Here is a 23895-nt window from a genome sequence, read left to right as displayed (position 1 = left end):
TTTATTGATTGAAGTTTTCTTTCTTTTTGGTCATTGACAGGGCTGCCCATGCGTACACTCCGAGCGCCACCACCAGCAGCGTCTGCACGCTGTGTACGATAAGCACGAAGTTGAGGGCGTCCGTGTCTGCCACGCCGTAGAGGATAAGCATTGTTTTCACGGCGAAATGCCAGGGTCCTGCTCCGTTCGGCGTAGGCACTATCACGGCTATGCTTCCCACGATGAACGTCACAAGAGCGCAAGCCATGCCAAGCCCTGACGTCCATGTGAAGCAGAAGAACGTGAGGTAATAATGCAGGAAATAGCTTGCCCAGATGCCCAGTGTGAACAGCACGAAGAGCGGAGCGTTCTTGACGTTCCTGACGGACATGATGCCCTGCCAGATGCCTCGCACGGTGGTTCTCACCTTATTATATACTGCAAAGCGTCGCATTATGTACCATGCGAGGATGCAGACGGCGATGCCGCAGACGGCTGTAACGGCGTATCCCGTGGCGGAGAAGCCGGAGAGGATGGTGTCGATGTTGGTGCCGGTGCGGTCGAAGAACGTCGTGAAGACGTGGAACTGGAACACTATCGTGAGCAGCGTGATAAGCATTATGAGCGCCGAGTCGATGGCTCGCTCCGTCACAACGGTGCCGAGAGCCTTCGGAAACGACACTCCGTCATAGCGTCGCAGCACTCCGCAGCGTGCAAACTCGCCCACGCGCGGCACGATTAGGCTGACAGCGTAGGAGAGGAATATGGAGTTGACGCACGTAGACGTACGCGGCTTTTCGCCTAACGGGTCGAGAGTGAGTCGCCATCTCCATCCGCGGAACATCTGTGCCAGTATTCCGAAGGGGAAGGAGAGGAGCATCCACGTCCAGTTCATGTCGTGCAGGAGCACCTGTTTGACCTGCTGAAAGTCGAACCCGCGATACATCCAGTAGAGTATCATACCGCCGAGCATAAGCGACAGGCATATCTTCAGGGTGTTGTTTATTGTCTTTCTTAATTCCACTAATCCTTTACTTGTAAGTATTATTTAAGGCAAAATTACAAAAAAGAATCGTATAAAGCATTACTCTTTAGCATTATTTATCAGACAGCGGCTGTGTCTTTCGCCACATTAACTGTATCGTATGGCTGTGTATAGGCACAAAAGGTGCGCACACGGCAGAAAATCCCAAATTTGTTTGTTAAATTTGTATAACGCGTTTTTTGCTCATTTTAGGGTCTGTAATAGGTTTGAAATGGCATATTGTGATGTTTTTGGTGTATAAAATGCAGGATTTTATGCACAGATAGCATTATTGCAAACAATCTTAACATTTTTAAAAGGTAAAAAATGTGCTCGTTTGAATTATTAGTAGTATATTTGCAAAAAATAATACAACTATATTAACTGACTGATAAGTCAAGTTAACAGAATTGGATAACAGGATTCTTGGAACATGCAAGAATCTTGTTGGATAATTTAAATACATGCTTAAATTGAAAAAGAGAAACTAATATATAAATGGATCTGTACAACCTGAATTATTCGCATATTAAACCCTCCGATCAATATCCTTTGCACAAACAGGATACATGGGAGTTGACGCTGATCATCAAGGGCAGCGGAAGACGTGTTATAGGCGATTCGCAAACAACTTTCGGTGAAGGCAATCTCGCCCTAATCCCGCCTCATATCCCTCATTGTTGGGACTTCAGTCCTAATAATGTAGATGATGAGGGTTGTGTTACATCTCTAACATTGACGTTCAAGACGGACTTCATCGACCGCTGCACGAGTGCTTTTCCCGAAATAACGGAGCGCATGGAGCGTGTGAAAGCCGTGTCTTCTGCCATTTCGTTTGACGAAGCCACCACCACTCTCCTTGTGGATATGATGATGAAGATGAAGGACGAGCAGCCTTCGGAGCTTCTGCCTTACGTGCTGCGCATGCTGCTCATTATCTCAAAGAGAGAGAAGGATGCCAAGGTGGTGGGACGCAATTCGGACAACGACCGCATGACAGAGCGTATTAATAAGGTGAAACTCTTCACATCCAACAATTATGCCCGTCAGATAACCATCGATATGATTGCTGAGCATGTGGGCATGAACCGTTCGTCGTTCTGCACATTCTTCAAGAAGGCTACGGGACAGACTTACATTACGTATCTTAACAAGCTTCGCGTTGACCGCGCTTGCTATCTGCTTCGTCAGGGCAAGTTCACGCTGACTGAGGTCTGCTATATGGTGGGCTTCAACGATGTGCCTTACTTCAACCGTTGTTTCAAGAACAACCGTGGAGTATCGCCGAAGGAATATGCTGACGGCGTGCTGACAAAGCGCGACATTCTGCCGCAGCGCCGCAGCGTCGATTATGATCCGGTGAGAATTGATGATGATGTGCAGCAGCAACATTAACAAGGAAATACTATATATTTAATTTAGACTTCTTTCATACGTTAGGGGGGCCGTATTCGTCAGTGGACGAAATACGAGCCCCTTTTACTTTTGCGTCTTACGCTACTCCTTAGCCTTCGCTTTGCATAACTTCAGCCTTCATTTTGCATGAAGCATACGAAAAAGCCCAGACAATAATGCTGTCATACGGCATTGCTGTCTGGGCTTTGTAATTATAATAATGACGATTACTTGTTCTCTGTGTCGATGGCCTTGATCTTCTGGCGAACCAGTTCGAGGTCGTCACGGAGCTTCTGCACCTTGCGGTTCATCTCGTCGATGAGGCTGTTGCCCTTCTTTGAGCTGGCGTTGAGGAATCCGAGGTTGTTCTCGTAAGTCTGGATTTCCTGCTTGAGCTGCTCGAAGCGGCGTGTCAGACGTCCGCGCTCGTTGTCGATGGCGTCCTCGCCACGCTTAGCCATATTGCGGATGTTCGACTTGAAGTCGTCCAGGCGACGACGCTTGTTGCTGATGTTCAGCTCCTTGTAGATGGCGTCGAGAGCCTCGTGGTAAGCTGCGTAGAGAGCGTCCTTCTCCTTGTAGGGAACGTGTCCCACCTTGTTATACTCGTCAGTCAGAGCCTGCACCTTCTCGCGTGTGGCGTTGGCGGCGTCAGCTACGAGAGCCTTTATCTGCTCAATGATGCTGCGCTTCTTCTCCAGATTCTCGCGCTCCTCGTTACGTGCGCCAGCATTGGCGGCGTTACGAGCCTCGAAGAACTTGTTGCAGGCGTTGAGGAAGTCGTGCCAGAGCTGGTCGCCGATCTTCTTGGGCACCACGCCGATGGTCTTCCATTCCTTCTGCAGGTTGATGAGCTTGTCGCTTGTCACCTTCCAGTCTGTGCTGTCAGCCAAAGCCTGAGCCTTCTCCACGAGAGCCTTCTTCTTTTCGATGTTGGCGGCATAAGCCTGCTTCATTTCCTTGAAGAATTCTGACTTGCGTCCGAAGAAGTCGTCACAAGCTGCACGGAAGCGCTCGAATATCTTGACGTTCATCTTCTGCGGTGCGAAACCGATGGTCTTCCACTGGTTCTGTATGTCGATAATCTCCTTAGAGCGTTTCTCCCAGTCGCTTGCAGTCTTGTTCTCCTGCTTGCTTATCTCCTCCACCTTTTCGCAGAGGGCTGTCTTGAGTGTGAGGTTCTCCTCTTCCTTAGAGCGAAGGTCCTCGAAGTGCTGCTGATGGCGCTTGTTGATTACTGTGGAAGCGGCCTTGAAGCGAGTCCATATCTGCTCGCGCAGCTCCTTAGCCACGGGACCAGTCTCGCGGTATTGCTGATGAAGCTCCTGCAACTGATGGAATGCGCTGATGACATCCTCCTCGTCAGCGAGTTTCTCCGCAGCCTCGCAGAGCTTTGTCTTGGTCTCAAGATTCTTCTTGAAGTCGTACTCGCGTGCCTCTGAGTTGAGCTTGAGCAGATCATAGAACTGCTCCACGTACAACTGATAGTTGCGCCAAAGCTCGCTTGCGCGGTCAGCGGGGACATTCTTGATGTCCTTCCACTGCTGCTGCAGCTCCTTAAACTCGTTGTACGACTTGTTGGCCTCGTCCGGAGATGTTGCCATCGCCTTTATCTTCTCTATGATTTCGAGCTTCTTTTCGAGGTTAGCCTGCTTCTCTGCCTCCTGCTGCTGGAAAATGCGGGCACGCTTCTCACGTACTATTGCCATCTGCTGCTTGAAGGTTTCCTCGTCCTCGTCGGGCATAATCTGGTATGCCTCGGGATCGCCTCCGCCGTCGATGTATTCCTTCATACGTGCCTCGCGCTCTGTGATGTGGAGCTTGTAGAAGACGGTCTTGAGGAGGTCTATCTCGTCCTTGTCAGGATTTTCGTCGCTTGCGGCGATTTCCTTCAGGCGTTCCACCACCTCTTTCTTTGTCTTATACACCTTAGCATTCTCTACTTTCTGGTCGTCGGCAGCTGCCTCAGCGTTCTGCGCTGTGGTCTGCTCCACTTCCTTCTCTACTTGTGCACCTTGCAACAGGGCGTTTTCTTGAGAGTCCATCATTTAACTGTTTTAAGTTTATGATTCGGGTAATTCAAATTCACGACACTTGTCCGTCTCGCCTTTACGTTTCATATAGTTCTGAAAGCGCTGACGGCTTGTGCCATATCACGTTTTTAATTTAATAGATTGCAAACTTAATAAAAAAAAATGAATACGAGCGAAAATAATTATTTTTTTTCGTATTCATTCTTTTTTTATGTCTTTATATGCTCTATAACAGTCGCTTGTGGCGCAGAATAAGCCACGAAACCGTTGATATTATTACTGATATGAAGATGGCTATGAGGAATCCCCACCGCGAGTCTTCCATGCCGTTTATGAGGTTCATTCCGAAGAACGATGATATCAGCGTCGGGAGCATCATGATGATTGATACGGATGTGAGCGTACGCATCACGGTGTTCATGTTGTTGTTGATGATGGACGAGTAGGTGTCCATCGTCGACTCGAGGATGTCCGAATAGATGTTTGTGGTCTCACGTGCCTGCGACATCTCGATGTTTACGTCCTCGATGAGGTCGGCGTCCAACTCGTCCACCTGCAGCTTGAACTTCAGCTTGGCAAGAAGCGTCTCGTTGCCGCGGATGGATGTCACGAAGTAAGTGAGCGAGTCCTGCAGACGTGAGAGCGCTATGAGCGATTCGTTGTTGACGTTATGGTCGAGGTTGTGCTTGGCTTTCTCGATGAGGGAGTTTATTTGCTTCAGTCGTTTCAGATACCATACGGCTGAAGAGAGGAAGAGGCGGAAAATCATGTCCACATAGTCGGTGAATCCCTCGCCACGCTTCTGGTGGTAGCTCACGAAGTCAATCATCATGTTGGTTTCGTAATAGCAAACGGTGATGGTGACGTCGCGCTTGTGGATGATGCCGAGCGGAACGGTGGTATATGGTGTGCGAGAGCGTATTTCCTTGACGTAGGGTATACGAAGGATGATGAGCATCCATCCGTCATCATACTCGTAGCGCGCACGTTCGTCCGCGTCGCTGATGTCGGAGAGGAAATAGTCGGGTATGTTGAATTTGTCTTCCAGCAATTGCTGGTCTTCATCTGTCGGACAGGTTACCTGTATCCAGCAGTTGGGCTGCCATTCGTCGATGGGCTTAAGAGTAGAGTTGGTGTTCCAGAATGTTCTCATAAAGAATAGTCTCCAATGGGTTTAACAATGCGGGAGACTGTTTCTTTGCTGAACAGCCGCCTACATTACAAATTCTTATTTTCCGCGTGATAGTCGTCCATATATTAATATGATTTTTAAAAGCGTGTGCAAAGTTAAGGATTTTTGTCGAAACAATATGCAAAGGCTGTATTTATTTTGTTCTGTAACACTCTTTTAATATCTCAGACTGAGATTTTTTAGTAATCGGTTTTCGGTGTTTTAGTTGAAAAACGTTAACTTTGCATTAACTTTTCATTGACAAATAACTAAAACGACTATGAAAGCGTTGAAATATGTATTTGCGACTATAATCGTCTTATGTATAGTTTTTGTAGCTGGAGCCTTTGCGCTTATAGACTATGCGCTGTCCACCAGCGACCGTAACCGTACACTCTCATACGAATATATGGAGCGTACCTATCCCGAAACACGCCCTTGGATGGACAGTCTCAACGCTATACACGCCCTGCGCGACACCTTCGTAGTGCTGAGTACGGGCAACAGGCAGCATGCCATCTTCGTAGCCAATCCCAAGGCGCACGGACGAACGGCTCTGCTGGTGCACGGATATGAGTGTGACGCGGCTCAGATGATACACATAGCCCACCTTTATGAGCGTGTGTTAGGATATAATGTCTTGATTCCGGACCTTTACGGACACGGAATGTCGGACGGCGATGTGGCTCAGATGGGATGGAAAGACCGTCTGGACATTGAGGACTGGCTGCGCAGGGCACCGTCCGTATTCCATACACCTGCCGACTCGATGCGCCTTGTGCTCCACGGCATCTCCATGGGAGCTGCCACTACGATGTGCGTAAGCGGCGACCCTACGCCCTCATACGTGAGATGCTTCATAGAAGACTGTGGCTATACGAGCGTATGGGACGAGTATTCGCAGGAGATGAAGAAGCGTTTCGGACTGCCCGAATTTCCCATGCTCCACATCACGTCCGCCTTGGTGAAGGCCCGTTACGGCTGGTCGTTCAAGGAGGCGTCGCCTCTGAATCAGGTGGCAAAGTGTCGCAAACCGATGCTTTTCATCCACGGCAGCAACGACAAGTTCGTGCCGACAGCCATGGTCCGTCCTCTTTACGAGGCCAAGCCAGGCAAGAAAGCGCTCTGGATAGCGCCGGGCAGCGAGCACGCCGTGTCGTACAAGGACCATAAAGCGGAATACACACGCAGGGTGGCTGACTTCCTGCGCTACAACTTATAATGAACAATATTGAGACTGCTTTCAAACTGACATTATGGAGATTTTTGCTTTATATTTTAATATAATAGTGCAATTTGCAGGTATATTATATATTGCCTTTGCCTTTGTCTTGTGCCTTTACAAGACACCGAAGCGCGAGATATACAAGACGTACAGGCGTTCCCAACGCTTCCTTGCATTAAATTATCTGGTTATGGGAACCAACTGTCTGGCATGGTGCTTTGTCAGGCCTGACGTCTGGTGGCTGACGCTCGACCCTATAGTTGAGATAATGGACACGTCGCTGTTTCTGCTTTCCGCCATCTTCCTGACCTTCTTCTTCGGCAATCTGCTCGGAACCATCAAGGCTTCCACGCGCCATCTGACTCTTTCCTTAGCTTTATGGCTGCTCAATACGCTTCTCTCCATAAGCTCGTTGTGGATGGACCCTTCATTGGCTGGCCCTCTTGTAAGAAGAGTTTCAGTGATTGTTTACTTCATCTATATCTTCTATTTCATGTTCCGCCTGCTGAAGGTGTATAAGCATCGCGACAGAATGCTCGACCAATACTTCACCCGCGACATGCACCAGTTTGTGCATTGGATATACCGTAGTATCCTTCTTATGCTCTTCCTTGGAGCAGTGGCTGCCTTCACGCTTATCTTAGGCGTTGTGGGCAACATCATCTGTCAGGTGTATATAATATCCGTCAACAGCTATATAGTCATCAGCTTCATCAATTTCTCTTCACGTTTCGGTAGCATCGGCGAGGCTTTCAAGGAGTTTGAGGAAGACGCGATGATGAATGGAAGCGCCGGTTTGTCACAAAATCATGGCTCTGTAGCTATCCTTTATGGCTACGAAACATACAGCAACGCTATGCCCGAACAGACCACTACCATTTTCGGCAGAAGCTCAGAAGAGAAGGAGGAGGGTGTGTCTGCAGAAATAGATAAGGATGGCGTGGCGGATAAGACGGAAAGCAGTCAGGTCGTGCATGAGACGCGTCACTCTAAAGAAGCAAAGCTGGAGAAGCGCATCAATGAATGGAAAGAAGAGAAGCTGTATCTGACGGATCAGATTACCATAAACGACATTGCCGAACGTCTGGGCACAGACCGCCGCTATCTCTCGCGCTTCATAAACGAGCATTACGGCATCAACTTCTCGCGGTGGATATCCGAGATGCGCATCGATGAGGCCAAGCGTCTCATGGAGAAAGAGCCTGATGATGGTCTGGAGTGGGTGGCTCTGCAGACCGGCTTCTCCTCCCTGTCTTACTTCTCGAAGGTGTTCTCGCAGGTGGTGGGTGTGTCGCCAAAGAAATGGCGCGCAAGTCATGTGGAAAATGCGCAATAGTTATTCGGATGGCATACCGTCCGACACAATATTTGCATTTCTAATGCTCAATACTCCTCGTTCAGCGCACAACAAAATCTTTGGTGCGAAATTCTTGAGTTTTGAGCGTGCAAGGATAAACGGTTTATACACAGTGAATTAGAAGGTTTGTGAGGAGAATGTGCAAAAAATGAAAGCAGCAAAAAGCCTATTTGTGTTGCAATAGCGCCACTTTTACACTACAATAGTGCCACTTTTATCATGCAATAGCGCCACTTTTACACTCTAATAGTGGCACTATTGGACTGTAAAAGTGGCGCTATCGTTATGCGCGGGTGCTGTTTGCACAGCAAAACACCGAAAAAACAGCAAACCGGAACTCCAGAATCAATTTTTATTTTGTAATAGGTTTTTACTCTTTGTACGATATTTGCATGGCATAGCCACGCACCCACGGACGGAAGCAAATTGGGTATGAGCTGCGGATACTTTAGAACGAGGTGTCCATAAACTTCTTTGCGTCTTCCCCTTCGATGCCGTTCTGCTTGAGGATGTCGGCAAGCGAACCGTAGTTCGTGCGGAACGTCTCCACTATCTGCTTCTGCTTCTCGGGATTGTAGGTAATGGCTATGCCTGCCGACTCCATCGTTCCGAGAGGCTCGGCGAACACGATGGCAGGGTTGCGGTATTTCATCGCTACGCAGTTCTGCTGGATGTGGCGGAACTTTCCGATGAGTCCGTCCGTGAGAACCGGAGCGTCCTTCGCATAGCTTATCTCCACAACCTTTTCTTTTGAGCAGTCGGTCTCAGGTATGTTGACGAGCAAGGAAAGCTTGTTTCCGTCGTATTCGAAATCCGTCTGCTTGCCGTCTACCGTCACCTTCTCAGGAACGGCAGAAGCCACAAGCTTCAGTCTGAACTGTCTGCGTGAAGGCATGCCGCTGTATTCGCCCTTACGTGCTCCTATCTTAACGCACAATGAGCCGTCGGCAGAGTGAGTGGACGAGAGCAGGGTGGTGGCGTAAGCCGTGGCATACTGCTTGTCATTGCCGTTGTCCTCATACATGTCGAATTGCGTGTTCACGTTGCCGGGATATACGGTTACGGTGACAGCCTCGTCGTTGTTGCGCAGATTCTTCACGTCGCCGTACTGCGGGATGATGCTTCCGGCTTTGATGTAGACAGGATATTCGTCCAGCAGGAAGCGGCGCTCGACATTCTGTCCGCCTTTCAGCATTGTTCCTGACGACAGTTCGTACCAGTCGCATCCTGCCGGCAGCCAGACGTTCTGTTCTGACACGCCGTTGTTCATCGGCTTTGTGATGGGATAGACGAGGAAGTTGTCGCCGAACATATATTCGTTGCGGTTGCTGTAAGCCTCCTTTGTGTCTGGATAGTCATAATACATCGGTCGGCACAGCGACACGCCGGTGTCGTAGGCATGACGCGCCATGGTGTAAATGTAAGGCGCGAGCGAGTAGCGTTGCTTGATGATGTCGCGGATGATGTCGCGCTCCTTGTCGGCAAATACCCACGGCTCCTTGTTCAGTCCGGCGTTCTTTGTGGAATGCGTGCGCAGCACAGGGCTGAAGGCTCCGAACTGCATCCAGCGTATATACATCTCCGGATTGATGGAGTCGGCTCCCATGTGTCCGCCGATGTCGTGGCTCCAGTAGCCGTAGAGCACGTTTGAGGCGGTGGAGTTGTAGTAAGGTTGGAAGTCGAGCGACTTCCAGCTGATGATGGCATCTCCCGAGAATCCTATCTGATAACGGTGGTTGCCCAGTCCGCCCCAACGATGATAGAGCATCGGACGGGTGTCGTGATGTCGCTCCATGTCGGTGAATGTGGTATAGTTTATCCACCAGGTGTTGCTCAGACGCGGAAATTCCTTGTCGTTGTCCCACTGCTGCCAGTCGAGCCACCAGAAGTCGATGCCGTCACGTTCCATGGGTCGGAGAATCTTGTCGTACCATCCCTGCATGAATCTCTTGGAGGAAGCGTTCCATGCTATGTCCTTCTTCTCGGCAGGATTCAAGCCCATCCATCTCGCCATGTCGTCATATCCTTCTTCGTAATACTTTATGCCGTCGGCAGGATGGAGGTTGACTGTGGTCTCGAGTTGCTGCTGCTTTACCCATTTCAGGAAGCCCTTGGGCGAGGGGAAGAGTCGCTTGTTCCATGTATATCCGGTCCATCCGCCACGTCCTTCCTCGGTGTAATGCCAGTCCATGTCCACTACGAGCACGTCCATCGGTATGTTGTATGACTGCATCTTGCCGACGAGCTGGCGCAGTTCGTTGTCGCTATATCCCCAATAGCGCGACCACCAGTAGCCGAACGCATAGCGCGGCGGCAGCGGTTCCTTTCCTGCGAAGACCGTAAAGTCGTGCAGAGCCTTCTTATAGTCGTTGCCGTATGCGAGGAAATACATGTCCTGCGTCTTGCCCTCGTTAGGACGATGCTCCACCCACTGCCAGTCGCTGTTGTCGAAGACGTAGCCCTCGGAATCGTCTATCAGAGTCCAGCCGCTCCTTGAGAGCAGTCCGTCCTCAATGGGCATCTTGCCCGTATCGCCACGCGAGTCGCCGTCATATCCGTCGAGAGTGCGGTATGTGCCTTTCAGATTGGCGTCAGGCGCGTCCTTCTGTCCCGGATGCCATGCGAAGGGAATGAGGTGTTTGCCGTCGGCTGCCTTCTTCTTGGTCTTTGCCGAGACGATGGAGAGATTGCGTTCGGTGAGCGGACCTGAGCCTTTCGTGTAGGAGAGAGTGAGATAATCTGTGGATATCACAACCTTCTTGGACGTCTCGTTCTTCTTGTATTTCACTTCCGGATACGAGCGGTTGACGGCAATGAACGACTTGTTGTCAAGGAATTTGCCGTCCGGCGTATATTCCATGCGCACGGTTCCGTCGGTGACAAGCGTGAAGCGCACGTTGCTGTCCTGATAGACAACATTGGCATTCTGGGCTGCTGCGGTGAGCGAAAGAGCTGAGAGAGCAGAGGAGAGAGCCAGCAATTTGTAAGATGAATACTTTTGTTTCATTATCAGTATAGGTTTATTGTTTGGATTGTTACAGGGTGCTTGTCTTTATAAATCAGCAATAGGAGAGTGTGACAAAAATGTCGCACCCTCCTGAAAATATATTACTACAAAAATCAAACCGTTTTTTATTTTGCCATAAGGCTGACAGCGAATCCGCCGCCACGTGCCTGCTTCAGCTTCAGCACATCACCTTTCTTGACTGTACGGTGAGTGATGACGTAGGCAGAAGGATTTTTCTCGTAGTCGGCGTCTGGCGCATCCTGATAGATGGCGCAGTCATACTTGCGTCCCTTGTCGAGGAAGTCGAGGCGCACTACTGACTGATGGCCTTCGGCATCGCACTTGCCTCCTACGAACCAGTTGGCCGTACCTTTGGCCTTGCGTGCCACCGTGATATACTTGGCAGGCTCGGCTTCCAGGTAGCGAGAGTCGTCCCAGTCGCAAGCCACGTCACGTATAAACTGGAAAGCATCGTCATACTTCTCGTAATTCTCGGGCAGGTCGGCTGCCATCTGCAGCGGCGAGTACATCGTCAGATAGAGAGCCAGCTGTCCGCAGAGAGTGGTGTGGACGTACGACTTGTTGTCACACCATTCGCTGAGCTTCGTTACGAAGATGCCGGGAGTGTAGTCCATCGGACCGCCCTGCAGACGTGTGAACGGCAGGATGACGGTATGGTAAGGCTCGCTGCCGCCGAACGCCTCATACTCTGTTCCGCGTGCCGACTCGTTGCCGACGAGATTGGGCCATGTGCGGCAAAGTCCGGTAGGACGTGTCGCCTCGTGAGCGTTCACCATGATGTGGTGCTTGGCAGCCTCCTTGATGCAGTAGAGATAGTGGTTGTTGGTGGACTGCGAGTAATGATAGTCGCCTCGCGGAATGATGTCGCCCACGTAGCCGCTCTTCACGGCATCATAGCCATACTTGTTCATCAGCGAATATGCTGCTTCGAGATGACGCTCATAGTTCTGTGTGGAACCGCTCGTCTCGTGGTGCATCATCAGCTTCACGCCTTTTGAGTGGGCATAGTCGTTGAGATACTTGATGTCGAAATCGGGATAAGGAGTCTGGAAGTCGAACACATAGTCCTTATAATGACCGAACCAGTCTTCCCAGCCGATGTTCCATCCTTCCACCAGAACCTCCTGCAGTCCGTTCTTCGCGGCGAAGTCGATGTAACGCTTCACGTTCTCGGTGTTGGCAGGATGCTGTCCGTGGGGACGGCACTTCGAGTAGTCAAGGTTCTCCAGATTTACTGACGGCAGATCGAAGGTGTAGCTCCATTGCTTGCCTCCGGCTATCATCTCCCACCACACTCCGCAATACTTCGTGGGATGAATCCATGACGTATCCTCTATCTTGCACGGCTCGTTGAGATTAAGAATAAGATTGGAAGCGAGCATGTCGCGAGCGTCGTCGCTTACTATCACTGTGCGCCACGGCGTGTTGAACGGAGTCTGCACGTAGCCCTTCATTCCCGTAGCGTCAGGTGTCAGCCACGACTCGAACACCATGTTCTTGTCGTCGAGATTGAGGTGCATCGTTGGGAAGTTTACGCAGGCAGCCTCATGCAGATTAATGTAAAGACCGTTGTCTGTCTTGAGCTGAAGGGATGTCTGGACACCGGTTGGCGAGAACTGTGTCTGCGAAGCGTTGGACGTTACGGCAGCCTTCATCTTTGATCGTATCTCGCTCATCTTTGATATGACGGTCTCATACTCCTGCGTGTCGTAGTCGCCGGGAATCCAGTAGGCGGTGTGGTCGCCCGTCATCGCAAACTGCGTGTGCTCTTCCTTCACTACTATATAGTTGAGCTTCTGCTGCTGCGGAAACTCGTAGCGCAGTCCCATACCGTCGTCATAGACACGGAAGCGGATGCGTATGTCGCGTTGCATGGAAGCCTGATTGAGCGTTACGGCGAGCTCGTTGTAATGGTTTCGGATGGTGGCAGTCTCGCCCCATACCGGACGCCATGTCTCGTCGAAGGTGGCTGTCTGCGTGTCTTTCACAGTGAAGCCGTCCATGAGGTCCTGCTCGTTCGTCCCGTTGGAGGCGTGCTTGTCCTTCGCCAGTTCCAGTCCGAGATGCGACGGACGTATCACTTCCTTCTTCTTGTAAGTCATCTCGTATGTGGGGCGTCCGTCCTGCAGATAGAACTTCACAGATACGTTGCCGTCAGGCGAGGTCACTGTCTGCGCGTTTGCCCCCAAATAGAGGGCAAGCGCGAGGGCTGTAAATAATGTTTTCTTCATCTTTTTTGCTTGTTTATTCTGCTACTATCATTGTCCAATACTTCAGCTGCGGCACCGTAAACACTACGAAGTCGCCTTCCTGACGATACTTCAGTTCCTGCGGAGCGCCACCGAGTTGGTCAGGCGATGCCACCCACAGCTTCTTCACGTTCTTGGCACGCATTCTTAGTGTAAGGTTATCCACGGCTTCCGGCTCCGGCATCGTGCCGTCCATGTCGCGCCAGCTGAGGCTGTTGGCTTGACGGAAGTTTATCAGATTCACCACCTGCTTGCCATTTACGTTCTTGCTGTATGCCGTGACATTGCCGAGAACGGGCGGCCAGGCATTGATGGTTACCACCGACTTGGCTGCTGCAATGTCTGCCTGAGTCTCGCTGCCACCGTCGCGAAGCAGGTTCTGGTAGGCTGTGAGGAAGTCGTAGTAAGCCACAATCTGCTTCTTTAGCTCGTCACTCATCTTCACATCGGCATACGGGAAGTATTCTGAACTGAGCATATGTCCGGCTCCAAGCTCGAGATGCGATGCTCCGAGAGCGAACATTACGGCGTCTGTGAGCAGCACACCGGGAGCGTTAAACTCCGGCTTCTTGTGTCCGTAGTCCATGTATGCGGCATACACCTGTCCGAGTTTGTTGCCCGAATACAGACGATTGGCTTTCAGAATGTCGTGGAGATCGCTGAACTTGTCTTCGCTTCCCCATAATTCGGTGTACATGAAGTCCACGCATCCGGTGGAAACAATCTTGTCCGAGCCATAGTTGCTCACGGCGTTCATCACCAGACGCTTGTCGGGCTGGCGTTCCTTCATGGCGCGAATGAACGATGCATAGCCGTTGGGCAGATTCACCTGCGAGCCATAATAGTCGTAATCGGTGCCACGGTCGCCAAGTTGGTCGATGTGGAAGCCGTCGAAGTCGAGCGCTTTATACACGTCATCGTTGCGGTCAGCGAGATAATTCTGCCAGTCTTTGTTAGACGGATTGACGAGATAGATGTCGCTCTTCCAGTCGGACGGCAACTGATGGCGGTCGCACTTCGAGTGGTTCTGGTCGGTGTATATATACCAATGGTCGCCCACGCCGTCTGCCTTTGCGTCGTCAAAGACACCGAAGCAGAGATTATAGAACATGGCTTTCATGCCGAACGAGTGAGCCTGTGCGATGTAGTCCTTCACCACAGAAGTGTAGTTGTCGCGGTTGGCGATGTCCTTGTAGCTCTCGAGCAGATTGTCTGGAGTGCCGCCGAGCGGCCAGTGCTGCTTGTATTGCCAGTCATAGAACTGCAGACCGTTGATATGGCAGCGGTTGAGCAGCGACAGTTCGGAGGCTATCACGTCCGAAGTACGGTCGTTTCCGTATGAGGCAATGAAGCCATAGCGCGGGAATCGTGCCCAGTCGCTCGACACATCCACGCCGATAGTGGCGTAGATGGTCTGCTGGTTGTTGGCGTCTGTGGTGTAAATATCAGCCATATAGCCTGTGTAGTCGGCCTGTGGAGCTGTCCATGTCCACGATGTCGATTCTATGTTCTCGTCCGCAATCACGTCTGCACCGTGACGATAGCGCACATGTGCCGATGAGGGCAGTGTGCCGTCCGTGACCGTGAAGCGCACCGTCTCGCCGGGCTTGTACGCCGCCTTGTCAGTGGAAACGCCGATAGAGATGTTGTCAGTGGTCTTCACCACGGTCTGTATGATGTCCGTCGGAACGGTAGCGGGGTCGTTATAGCTATTGTTGTCGTCGCTGCATGAGCCTATCAATAGGGGCAGCGCTATTAGCAATGCATTCATTTTCATCTTATGTTTTTGTTAGAATGTTAATTTTTTGAGATAGTGATGGTCTCGTTGAGCTGGTCCAGTGTGATGGTGTAAGTGCCCGACGATGTGATTTTCCATTTATAGTCGATGTCGCTGACGTTCACCGTCAGATACTGAGCCTTCAGCGTTTCGTCGCTCTTGTTGATGAAGAGCGCATGTTCGGCAGTGCCCTTTGGCTCGGCATCGGGAGCAGAAGGCATAAACCAAGCACCGTTCCAGTCGCTCTGCTTGTCGCAAGAGAACTTCAGTTCGCCGGCGTTGAGCTGACCTGTCCATGTGAATACATAAGGACTCTTCGTTGCTGTCATCGGTGTGGCGTTGCCAAGATCCCATCCGTTGGGTGTGGCGTCGCCCACAAGGTAAATCATCTCGTAGGGATTGAATTCCTTCATCATCATGCGTTCCTTGCCCGAACGGATGTCAACGCATATCTTATAAGCCTTGCCAGTCTCGCTGTCCTGCAGGTACCACTTGTTGTCGGGGTCGTATCCAGATACGAATTCCATGCTTTGGTCTGTGTAAGGAGCGTTTGCCTGTGTGGCTTTATACATGTTCTCCCATGAGTTCATGGATGTTCCGAACTTAAACTCGCCGCCAACTCCCTGCTCAAAGTAGCGTCCCATGCGGAAGAGGAAGGGGTCGAGCACGTCCTGTGTCATCGGTTCAAAGCCCCAGCCTGTGGCATTGCCTACGAAGAACAGCTGGTCAAAGGCAGGGCTTATGCCCTCTGTCTTTTCTATGCTGACTGTAGCTGCAAGCAAATCCACGGTCACCTTATAGTCGTGTGCCTCGTCGATGGTCCATTTCTCGTCGGGTTGGTCGTCGCTTGTGCGGAGCACTGGAGCACCGTTGTCGCCGCGTCCGTATGAAGGCAGAAACTGTCCGAGAGTGGTTATGAACTTTATCTCGCCGCTATTGAGCTTGCCTTCCCAAGTGAAGAGGCCGTTGGTGGTGCGTGTCATCTCCGATGCATTGTCGGCGCTCCATCCGTTTGGAGCAGCGCTACCTATAATATACAATGTGGATGTGACGGGTTCGTACGGTGTAACGGTGAACTGCGTGGTGGCAGTCTGTGTCTCTTCCGCGCCGCTGACTATGGCTGTGACGCGTGCCTCGATGTCTATGGGTGTGCCAACGGTGCCTCCCATATTGTCGAGAATGATGTTGTTAAGATTCTCCACGTTGGCGCTCCACGTGTAAGTCTGCGTCTGTTCGTCCACAGCAACGTAAGGCTGGGCGAAGTCGGTGCCAGCCTTAGCCAGCTCCAGACGATAGCTGATGCGGTTGCCGGTACCGTAATTGTTGCCGGTGGTCCAGTTCAGTGTGACGGCATCACTTGCATGGCTGGTCTCTTCCAGAGCGGTCAGGGCTTGGTCAGCCGTGATTGTCAGCTGGTCGCGTCCTTTGTCCAGTTCGGTGTAGTCCTGGTCAGAGCAAGCGGAGAGGGCAAAGCCGATGAAAAGAAGAGCCAACAGACTATGAATGCAATTTATATATCGTTTCATATTGATTCTTTTTTTATTGTTTATAATGTTTCTTGACCTTTAATATCCAGGGTTCTGTGTCATCAGCTTGTTGGCGTCTCTCTCCGTCTGCGGGATGGGGAAGAGCAGGCGTTCCTTTGTGACGCGTGACTTTCCGATGGACTTGAGGAACTTCACGGCATAGTCGCCATGCTGTACGCGTATCATGTCAAACCATCTGTGGCCCTCAAACGCCAGTTCAATGCGGCGTTCGTGTATGATCTTCTCGCGCATAGCCTCCTGCGACAGTCCGCTCACATCCGGCAGTCCGGCACGGCGGCGTACGATGTTGAGCGGTTCGGCAGCCTCAGAAGTCTTGCCCTGCTCATTAAGAGCCTCCGCCTTCATCAGCAGCACGTCAGCATAACGATAAACAACGAAGTTGGCTGGATTAGTGTTATAGTCGGGTGATACGCTCTTCGAAACGAGGAACTTGCGCACGTTGTAGCCCGTTGTGGAATAGCTGCTCTTGTATGCCATGCCGTCAAAGTCAGGACATCCCTCGTACAGTACGGTGAGGTCTTTGCGCTTGTCGCCCTCCTCATACTGCGACATAAACTCTTCCGTAGGCTGATTCCATCCGTACGATCCTGCCACGAAGTTGGAGTTGCGCGGTCCCATAAACGTAGACAGCCAGCTCGATTGAGGATTGTTACCCCAGAAGTCGTACTCGGTATTGCCGGAGAACTGCACTTCGAAAATCGATTCAGGTCCGTTGTTTATGGTAGCGTCAAAGTTTGATTCGTACGTGCATTGGCTGAGGTCGTAGCCGAGAGCCGTCACCTCGTCGCACAGGCTCACCACCTTCTGATAATATTCAGTATTGTCAGGGGCGAGTGTGAGGTAAATGTCGGCGAGCATGGTGTAGGCAGCGTCCTTTGTGGCTCGTCCGAGATTGTCGTCGTCCAGCTGGCTCTTGGCAGGCAGCAGTTCTGCAGCACGGTTGGTGTCCTCGATGATCTGCTTATATACATCGTCCACTGAAGCACGTGCTATGTCTGTGCTCTCGCCGGGATTGAACGGCTTAAGACGCAGAGGCACTCCACCGTACAGACGTACGAGAATGAAGTAATAATGTGCGCGGAGGAAGTAAGCCTCGCCGAGCGATCGTCCCAGAATGGTGCCCTTCTCAGGGTTCTTGCCTTCGAGAGCATTGATGAGGATGTTGCATTGTCCGATGCCCACCCATGGCGAACGCCACAGATAGAGCGCCATGCCGTTGTCGCTCTGTGTGGTGAAGTTGGAAGCCTGTACGGTCTCGATGCCGTCCGTACCGCCACCTGCACCCACCACGCTGTTGCCTGCAACGATGTCGAGAGTCCACAGGCGCTGGTTGTACATATTCGACGACTGAAGAGTTCGGTAGCAGGCGTTAGCCATCGACACTGCCACGTCCTCGTCTACCGTCGTCTCGGGGTCGACTGTGTTCTTTGGCTCACGGTCGAGGAAGTCGCTGCATGAGCACATCGAACCTGCAAGCGCTATGTTGAGAGCCAGAATAAATATCTTTTTCATAATGATTCAAGTTGTTAGAAGTTTAGGTTTAATCCGATATTGAACGTACGTGAGATGGGATAGCTGGAGAGGTCGATGCCGTTGACGCCCACCTCGGGGTCGAAACCGGAGTATCCTGTTATGGTGGCTACGTTCTCGCAAGAGAAGGTGATGCGTGCCGAACTGAGCGTAAGGGCGCGGAGCCACTGCTGCGGCACATTGTAAGCGAGCGAGATGCTCTTCAGACGCAGATAGGCACCGTTCTCCACGTATCGGTCGCTGACGCGATTGTTCTGGTTGGGGTCGCCGTAGACGGCACGCGGCATAGAGGTGCTTGTGCCTTCGCCATGCCAGCGTGAGAGCACGTCGCTGAGCTGATTGTATGCAGCCGACATGCCAGTGAGGTCAATCTTGTTGGCGTTGAAAATCTTGTTGCCAGCCACACCCTGCAGATAGACCGACAGCTCCAGACCCTTCCATGTGAGCGTGTTGCTCATTGAGAAGATATGTGTAGGGTTAGGATTGCCTATGACCGTACGGTCGTTGTCGTTGATGACGCCGTCATTGTTGAGGTCCTTGAAGCGGATGTCGCCCGGTTCGGCACCGGTCTGTATGGCGTGATTCTTCACTTCCTGCTCGTTCTGGAAGATGCCGTCTGTGACATAACCGTAGAACACGTTGATGGGCAAATCGTTGGCAAGCATCGTGACGTACGAGTTGTTCACCTGATTGATATAGTAAGGAACGTCGCTGTTGAGGCTCTTTATCTTGTTTCGGTTGTACGTATAGACGATGCCCGTCTCCCACTGCAGCGGTCCCTGGATGTTCAGCGTGTTGAGCGAAACCTCAAAACCCATGTTGCGAACCTTGCCCGCATTGGTGTACGTGGTGCTTGTGTCCTCAAATCCCGACGTGATAGGAATGGAAGCCTTGACGAGCATGTCGCTCGTGTTCTTTATATAATAGTCGAATGTGAGGTGTGCACGCTGATTGAAGAGTGCTGCGTCAAATCCGATATTGGTCTGAGCCACCTGCTCCCAATGGATATTGGGATTTGCAAGCGTGGCGGACACGAGAGCCGACTGTTCTGTTCCTGCCTTGCCGAACGGATAGACGCTGGTGTTGTACGAAGCCAGATAGCTGTAGTTGCCCACGCTTGCCTGGCTACCCGTAACGCCGTATCCGGCACGGATCTTAAGGTCGCTGAGAACATTGCTCTTCGGGAACCACTCTTCTTCGGAAGCACGCCAAGCCAACGACACAGAGGGGAACGTACCCCAACGGTTGTTTCTGCCGAAGCGTGACGATCCGTCACGGCGCACAGTGGCGGTGAGCAGATAACGGTCTGCATACTCATAGTTGAGGCGTGCCATGTAAGACATCAGCGCCCATTCCGTCTCGTTGCCCCCGATGGAATGCATCTTCTCGCCGTTATCCATCTCGTGCACGCCACTATAGGCGAAGACGTTCTTCTGTGCGTTGAGATAGTCATAGTCGTTCCATTGTGCCGACGTACCAGCCATCACTCCCACGTGATGCTTCTTGGCGAACGTGTGGTCAAAGAGGAAATAATTGTCCCAAAGATACGTGAACGACTTGTTGTTGCTCTTGTATCGGCTGCTTTCCTCCACGGGCGACGGCTTCCAGTCGTGCTTGGGTGTAAAGCTGTCATTATCCCAGAACTTGGCGTCCAGTCCGAACGTGCTCTTCAGCTTGAGCCACTTCGTGAACGACACCTCTGCCGAGATATTGCCGAGAAGATTATATCCCTTGGTGCTGCTATGGTCTGTTGTGGTGGGTCCGATTGGGTTTCGCACGCTGCCGTACCAAAGTGAGTTGCCCTCAGGTCCTGTCCATTCGCCGTTCTCGTCCTTGACGGCAAAGACGGGCAGAGCCTTGTATGTGCTGCCCAGGTCGTAGCTACCCTGCTGCTTGCGGTCGGCAGACACGGTGATGTTGGAAGCCATCTTGAGCCACGGCAGCACCTGCGCGTCAGCGTTCTGCTGGAAGGTGAAGCGTCTGTACTTTACGCTTCTTACGATGCCCGTCTGGTCGAGCATGCCGCCTGATACATAATAATGTGCCTTGTCGCTGCCGCCTGAATAGCTGAGCGTGTAGTTCTGCATATATCCGGTACGGAGCAGCTCGTCCACCCAGTCCGTGCCTTTGCCGAGCGCCGACGGGTCAGCCCATGCAGGGTTGGCGGCGTTGCCCGAATTGTTCATCATGTCGTTGCTCAGCGCAGCGTACTGGCTGGCATTGAGCAGTTTGGGAGTACGTGTGGCGTTCTGTATGGCAAGGTTGGCAGAAAGCGAAAGGCTTCCCTTGCCTTCCTTTCCCTTCTTGGTTGTGATCATGATTACGCCGTTGGCTCCACGGCTACCGTATATAGCCGTAGCCGAAGCGTCCTTCAGTACGTCCAGACGCTCCACGTCAGCCATGTTGAGGGCATTGATGCCAAGGTCGGTGGGTACGCCGTCAATCACGACGAGCGGGTCACAGTTGTTTATCGATCCCATACCACGCACCTTGATGGTGACGTTGTCGCCCGGCTTGCCTGCGTCCACCACCTGCAGACCGGCTATCTTACCCTGAATGGCCTGTCCGATGTTAGCCACCGGCGAGTTCTCCATGTCCTTTGCGGCAAGTGAGCCGACGGCTCCAGTAAGGTCCTTCTTCTTCATAACGCCATAACCTACGACCACCAGCTCGTTGAGCTTGTGCACGTCCTCAGTCATGACAATCTCAAGCGACGACTTGCCGTTTACAGCAACACGCTGGTTGTTGTATCCGATGTAGGAAATCTCGAGTACTGCATTGTCGGGAACGGAGATGGAGAACTCTCCATCAAGATTGGTTACTGTGGCATTCTTCGTGCCTTTCTGTCCGACGGAGGCTCCGATGATGGTCTCTCCATTGGCGTCCTTCACCACGCCGTGGATTGTCTTGCTCTGTGCGTATGCGCCTGCCGGCAACATTGCAAGAAACGAACATGCGACAATCTGGCTGATCCATTTTCGATTGGTTGGGTTCATATTATTTTACATTTTAGTTGTTAGGTCGAATTTACGGTTGCAAATTTAGGTGTTATTTCCGTAAGTTGTTATCGAAAGTACCATGTAAGTACATCGTAATGAACTGTATCAATACGTAATGGTATGATAATCAGAATATTGCAAAATTGTCTTCATTTGCTGAAGTACATGGTCTGAAAAAGCATAGGTATAGGACAGCCAAGGGATTTTGCCGATTTATCGGTGTCGGGATGTAAAAAAAAGGATGCTTCTTATGTGTTTTTTATTCAAAATATGTAAATTTGCATCCATCTAACTAACCACTATAAATATCTTATATGCAACGTTACGTAGTCATTATTCTGCTTTTTCTTACCACCATATCTTCTGCAATGGCTGACACCACCGGCAGTCTTATACAGCGTGTGGACAGCATCATGGACAACATATCGCAGATTTACGGCAAGAAACAGGCACGCATCGACTTCTATAAGAATATGGCAGAAAAGAGCCGCAAGCCCGAAACTCTCCTTTCTGCCTATGACAAACTGTACGACGAGTACTTCGTCTTTCAGTTCGACTCGGCTATGGTGTACGTCGATAAGGCAATACAGCTGGCTGACCGTATTGGCGACAAATACCATCACGACAAGTCGCGCATCGAGAAAGCGTCGCTGCTGGCGGTGGGCGGACTCTATGGCGAAGCTATGGGACTGCTCGGCGAGATCGATTCAGTGAAACTCGACGATGAGCTGCGCTTCACTTACACCATCACGCACTATTACGTCTACACTTATTGGGCTGACTATTGTCACGACAATACTTACTCGCCGCGCTATCGTGAACGTGCCGACTCTTACCTTAAGCAGGCTGTTGCGATGCTCCGTCCGACTGACTCGTATTATGATTTCTTCTGGGGAGAATACTATATATATGTGGAACGAAATGACCAACGCGCCCTACAGCATTACTTCAAGACTCTGAAAACGGTTCCCGTGGAGTCGCGCTGGTATGCCATGGCGTCGTATGCCATAGCCAATAACTACAGCGCCAACAACGACAACCGTAAATATGAGGAGTATATGCTCCGTGCGTGTATCAGCGATCTGCTCAACTGCACGCGCGAAAACCTTGCCATGCAAGACCTCGCCATGTATATGTTTAAGAAGGGCGACGACAACATTCTGCTGGCAGAACGCTACATAAACTTTGCCATGGACGATGCCAAGAACTATAACAACCGCCTGCGCATCATCGAGATATCGCAGAAACTGCCCGTCATCGTGTCTACATATCGTGAGAAACTGTCCTCGCAGAACAGCCTGATGAGAATGGCATTGCTGGGCGTGTCTGTCCTGTGTGTCTTTGTAGTGGTGATCTTATACTTCTACAGCCGTCAGAACCGACAACTGGCGCGTCATCGTCACGAACTCTCTCAGAGCAACCACTTGCTGTCGTCGCTCAACGAAAAGCTCAACACTCTCAACTCTCGTCTGCTCGATACCAACAGCCGCCGCGAACGACTCGCCAAGCTTTACATCGACCTTTGTGCCAAATACATCGACCGACTGAGCAAGTTTGAGGTTCTTGTGAAGCGCAAGATAAAGGTGGGGCAGGTTAACGATCTGCTTAACACCGCGTCGTCTTCGCGTCTTTCCGAGGAGGATGCTGCCACATTCATGAACAGCTTTGACACGGCGTTCCTCGATCTCTATCCTTCGTTTGTAACCGAATTTAATGCTCTTCTAAGGGAAGACGAGCAGATTGTTCCTCCGCATAAGGGGCGTCTGACCACCGAACTGCGCATCTATGCATTGATACGTTTAGGGGTGAAGGAGAGTTCGGAGATAGCCGCTTTGCTCTTTTACACTCCACGAACCATATATAATTATCGCTCAACGATAAAGAGCCGTGCACGAAACCGCGAGACCTTCGAGAGCGATGTGGAGCAGCTTTGTCGTGTGATACATGCCGAATAGCGATCGGACGCCTTTCAGTCCGACACAATATTTGCATTTCTGATGCTCAATACTATGAGTCCGGCGCACAACAAAATCTTTGGTGCGAAATTATTGAGTTTTGAGCGTGCAAGGATAAACGGTTTATACACAGTGAATTAGAGGGTTTGTGAGGAGAATGTGCAAAAAATGAAAGCAGCAAAAAGCCTATTTGTGTTGCAATAGCGCCACTTTTACACTCTAATAGTGCCACTTTTATCATGTAATAGCGCCACTTTTACTGTCTAATAGTGGCACTATTGGACTGTAAAAGTGGCGCTATCGTTATGCGCGGGTACTGTTTGCACAGCAAAACACCGAAAAAACAGCAAACCGGAACTCTAAAATCAATTTTTATTTTGTAACATGTTTTTACTCTTTGTACGATATTTGCATGCCTTATACAGCAGAAGGACTCACCGATAAATTGCAGTTTATCTGTTAGTCTGCTATGTTAGGCAGTGCTTTGACAAAAACCTTTCTCCACAATCCGCTTATGGGCGCAAATCCTATCGGATTTAAATAAAAGGCTTTACATTAGGTCTTACGAGAACCAGTTCTCGACAACCTAATGTAAAGCCTTTTATTTGTGCACAGCACGCGCCCAT

The 23895-nt window shown here is 50.9% G+C and carries 13 protein-coding genes; 4 read left to right on the top strand and 9 right to left on the bottom strand.

Annotated features, from left to right (window positions below):
• Position 1: 1 nt before the first annotated feature.
• A complete protein-coding gene (locus CHL74_RS10310) occupies positions 2 to 1003 on the bottom strand; it encodes a lysylphosphatidylglycerol synthase transmembrane domain-containing protein (RefSeq protein WP_094881072.1) in 1002 nt (333 codons plus the stop codon).
• A gap of 498 nt (positions 1004 to 1501) precedes the next feature.
• Between CHL74_RS10310 and CHL74_RS10305 the strand changes: the two genes are divergently transcribed.
• Entirely contained in the window at positions 1502 to 2398 is an 897-nt protein-coding gene (locus CHL74_RS10305) for an AraC family transcriptional regulator (protein ID WP_094881071.1), read from the top strand.
• 227 nt (positions 2399 to 2625) lie between these two features.
• Here CHL74_RS10305 and CHL74_RS10300 read toward each other — a convergent pair whose 3' ends face one another.
• Positions 2626 to 4446, bottom strand: a complete 1821-nt coding sequence (locus CHL74_RS10300; RefSeq protein WP_094881070.1) for a DUF349 domain-containing protein — start codon at positions 4444 to 4446, stop codon at positions 2626 to 2628.
• 211 nt (positions 4447 to 4657) lie between these two features.
• Complete coding sequence (locus CHL74_RS10295; RefSeq protein ID WP_094881069.1) at positions 4658 to 5584, bottom strand: magnesium transporter CorA family protein; 927 nt, start codon at positions 5582 to 5584, stop codon at positions 4658 to 4660.
• 298 nt (positions 5585 to 5882) lie between these two features.
• Here CHL74_RS10295 and CHL74_RS10290 point away from each other — a divergent pair, with 298 nt between their 5' ends.
• Positions 5883 to 6824 carry an alpha/beta hydrolase gene (locus tag CHL74_RS10290; protein ID WP_094881068.1) on the top strand — a complete coding sequence of 314 codons (942 nt, stop codon included), beginning with the start codon at positions 5883 to 5885 and terminating at the stop codon, positions 6822 to 6824.
• Between the two features lie 193 nt (positions 6825 to 7017).
• Positions 7018 to 8163: a helix-turn-helix domain-containing protein gene (locus tag CHL74_RS10285; RefSeq protein WP_176452229.1), complete on the top strand. Its 1146-nt coding sequence runs from the start codon at positions 7018 to 7020 to the stop codon at positions 8161 to 8163.
• Between the two features lie 469 nt (positions 8164 to 8632).
• On the opposite strand, the gene CHL74_RS10280 is transcribed toward CHL74_RS10285, so the two are convergent.
• The 6 genes from CHL74_RS10280 to CHL74_RS10255 all read right to left on the bottom strand — a co-directional run bounded on the left by CHL74_RS10280 (position 8633) and on the right by CHL74_RS10255 (position 21254).
• Positions 8633 to 11191, bottom strand: coding sequence for a glycoside hydrolase family 31 protein (locus tag CHL74_RS10280; protein ID WP_094881066.1), 2559 nt, complete (start codon positions 11189 to 11191; stop codon positions 8633 to 8635).
• Between the two features lie 125 nt (positions 11192 to 11316).
• Complete coding sequence (locus CHL74_RS10275) at positions 11317 to 13443, bottom strand: glycoside hydrolase family 97 protein (protein ID WP_094881065.1); 2127 nt, start codon at positions 13441 to 13443, stop codon at positions 11317 to 11319.
• A 13-nt stretch (positions 13444 to 13456) separates the two neighbouring features.
• On the bottom strand, positions 13457 to 15238 hold the full coding sequence (locus tag CHL74_RS10270; protein WP_094881064.1) for a glycoside hydrolase family 66 protein: 1782 nt from the start codon (positions 15236 to 15238) through the stop codon (positions 13457 to 13459).
• A 20-nt stretch (positions 15239 to 15258) separates the two neighbouring features.
• The gene (locus CHL74_RS10265; protein WP_094881063.1) at positions 15259 to 16764 is read right to left on the bottom strand and encodes a SusF/SusE family outer membrane protein; all 1506 of its coding nucleotides are present in this window, start codon (positions 16762 to 16764) and stop codon (positions 15259 to 15261) included.
• Between the two features lie 39 nt (positions 16765 to 16803).
• The gene (locus CHL74_RS10260) at positions 16804 to 18297 is read right to left on the bottom strand and encodes a RagB/SusD family nutrient uptake outer membrane protein (protein ID WP_094881062.1); all 1494 of its coding nucleotides are present in this window, start codon (positions 18295 to 18297) and stop codon (positions 16804 to 16806) included.
• A gap of 14 nt (positions 18298 to 18311) precedes the next feature.
• A complete protein-coding gene (locus CHL74_RS10255) occupies positions 18312 to 21254 on the bottom strand; it encodes a SusC/RagA family TonB-linked outer membrane protein (protein WP_254923274.1) in 2943 nt (980 codons plus the stop codon).
• Positions 21255 to 21628: 374 nt separating this feature from the next.
• On the opposite strand from CHL74_RS10255, the gene CHL74_RS10250 reads away from it, so the two are divergent.
• Positions 21629 to 23269, top strand: coding sequence for a DUF6377 domain-containing protein (locus CHL74_RS10250; protein WP_094881060.1), 1641 nt, complete (start codon positions 21629 to 21631; stop codon positions 23267 to 23269).
• The last annotated feature ends 626 nt before the right edge of the window (positions 23270 to 23895 follow it).

The organism is Prevotella sp. 885, assembly GCF_002265625.1.
GTDB lineage: Bacteria > Bacteroidota > Bacteroidia > Bacteroidales > Bacteroidaceae > Prevotella.
Note: the sequence above shows the minus strand (reverse complement) of the source record. Positions and strands in the feature narration are given on the sequence as shown.